Source organism: Paenibacillus tabacirhizosphaerae (assembly GCF_040812395.1).
GTDB lineage: Bacteria > Bacillota > Bacilli > Paenibacillales > NBRC-103111 > Paenibacillus_E.
Genome location: NZ_JBFNXH010000054.1, coordinates 1 through 2,258 on the forward strand (window position 1 = coordinate 1; position 2,258 = coordinate 2,258).

The following is a 2,258-nucleotide window of genomic DNA, read 5'->3' on the forward strand; positions in this document are numbered from 1 at the left end:
ATTCACGAACTAGATTCATACGTATAGGACTATCATACCAAAAAAATGAATGAATTTGGTACATTTTGTATATTCCTGACTACGAAGGGTAACTATCAATCAATAAAAGGGGGAGGGGGAAAGATTTAAGAGCAAGAGTCAACTTCTTTATTGAGCAATTCTTCGAAGCATTACAATCAAAAATAAGGGGAAATGGCTCCTTGGGTTGCTCACAGAAGAATTAAAGAATTGGGGGGGACGACCTTGCGGGTTATGCTTTGAAGAAAGACTTCTTAGATTCGGCTTCGAAGAAAAAGGCAACAGTACATACGGTTGTAATCACAACCACTATGGACACCTTTACGTTCGCGGGGTCTCCCAAGGACAAAGACGGCTTTTTACAAACCCCAACTTCCCAGGCTTCGCTTCTTCCGCTTTGGGGCTGGATACATGTTCACGTCCTGCTGGCTTGCCTGTCCTCACCGATCCCTTATTCGTGGCAAACGGCTTCCGCGCCGATCGATTCTCTTTCCTATCCTGATGCCTGTCTGTCCAAGCGTTGTTTGGACAGACACTTGCATCATGAAGCAGGAGAATCGACTGGGGAAGCCTGTGCAGCCGTGAATAAGGGCCAAGGTGAGGATCAAGCCAGCAGGAGCATGAGCGTATCCAACCCCAAAAGGGGGAAGGAGCGAAGCGCTGCGGGAAGCGCGTTTGTAAAAAGCCGTCTGTCCTTGGCCGCGGAGCGAACGAGGGTTTTAAACCGATCCGAGGGATCAAAGCCGCTACCGGCGGCAACCGAAAATGCCTCACACTGGGCCTTATGCGCATAAACGGCTTGCCGCTGTTGATTCACCGGGCAGGGAGCTTGCGCCTTTCAAACCGAACCTGACAGCGAAGCCTGTCCGACTAGGGTTTGAAAGACTGCAAGCCATCCCTGCTAGGAATCAACTTGGGGCAAGCCGTTTATCCCAGCATAAGGCACAGTGAGGATGTGAAGGTTGCCGGAGGCATAGGCTTTGATCTTTCGTTTGTCCTGCTGCGTTTGGGGCTCAGTGGTACAGCAAAAGGGGTCGTTATCACTTGAACGTTAGTAATAGAAAATTGATTAACTTTGTGGTCGTTACGACCAACGTCAGATAAAAAAGAAAACCTTGCGAGGATTGGTCGCAAGGTAGTAAAACAAGCACTAAATATTAAATTTTTGTTCATTAATTTTAATTACACTGGCCTCAATTAATAATATAGAATCCCATATTTCTACACATAAATTTGGTGAAGCGGAGAACTGAGAAACAAATTTATCCCCAAGAATTTTTATTTTTGTGTCCTGAGTCATATCAATTGTTGCTAAGTCTAAATACTCCCATTCAGAAAGTTGCAACCTACGCGCGTCAATTCCGTTTATCCATGAAAAAGAAACGACTCCTTCTACTGAAACTTTGAAGTCCTCATTATGAGTGCCAGCAGATCTTCTTACTGTAAGATCAAATTTATGTCCAATTAAATCAAAATCGTATGATTCTATTTGACAGCCCCACAATTTAGTCATAGCTTGATCTAAACTATTCACTCACAAACACCTCCTTAATTTATACTTTTAACATACTTGTCAATAATATTAGTAAGATCCTCGTAAGAATTCTCTCCAATCGGAACATGCGTTGCATCTGCATCACCTGAGAGATTTCCGTTTTTATCCATCGTCCCCTTCCCGCTAATAGACATTCGCCAATAATTGTTATTAAGCTTACTTGTATTCATTACCCTTAGAACTATATTTGCAGATTTATCGTTTAGTGTAATAGGAATAGTAACTGTATATCCATCACCTTTGGCATCACTTAACGTCCCACCATATCTTCCAGAAATATCATCAGCTAACTGTTTATTACTTCCAGGTGTTGGGTTAAAATTTTGTATTATTGTTGTCTCTGGTTCTTGGAATGGAGTGGTTGTCACATTTGGCTCATTTTCATCTGGTATATGCTGAAAAACACTCATTTGTTGCTCATCAGCAATCCATTGTTTTGTAGACTCACTTGGGGGCAATAAAGTTTTAGGATCAATGTATGGATCATTATCTAAGATGTATGGGTTATTAGGATTCGATCTATAAGCGCTATACCCTGCCCCGAAATATGTGACATTACTTGGATTCGTTGGTGACATACATGAACAGTGCCCGGTGGGATCCCAACTTGTCAACGGATTATTACTCACATACGTATAAAGATTCAAACTCAGCGGATTATCAATCTGCCCTTCATAGCTATCTT

Annotated in this window: 2 protein-coding genes and 1 pseudogene; 1 reads left to right on the forward strand and 2 read right to left on the reverse strand. The window is 42.5% G+C overall.

The features are described from left to right. Positions 1 to 257: 257 nt before the first annotated feature. Positions 258 to 812 (forward strand): hypothetical protein, encoded by a 555-nt coding sequence (locus tag ABRS97_RS27885; protein ID WP_367819434.1) that lies wholly within the window; start codon positions 258 to 260, stop codon positions 810 to 812. Positions 813 to 1,168: 356 nt separating this feature from the next. Here ABRS97_RS27885 and ABRS97_RS27890 read toward each other — a convergent pair whose 3' ends face one another. Both ABRS97_RS27890 and ABRS97_RS27895 read right to left on the reverse strand, forming a co-directional pair. Next, positions 1,169 to 1,552, reverse strand: coding sequence for a YxiG family protein (locus ABRS97_RS27890; RefSeq protein ID WP_367819435.1), 384 nt, complete (start codon positions 1,550 to 1,552; stop codon positions 1,169 to 1,171). Positions 1,553 to 1,566: 14 nt separating this feature from the next. After that, a pseudogene (locus ABRS97_RS27895) lies at positions 1,567 to 2,258 on the reverse strand (hypothetical protein); the annotation flags it as partial.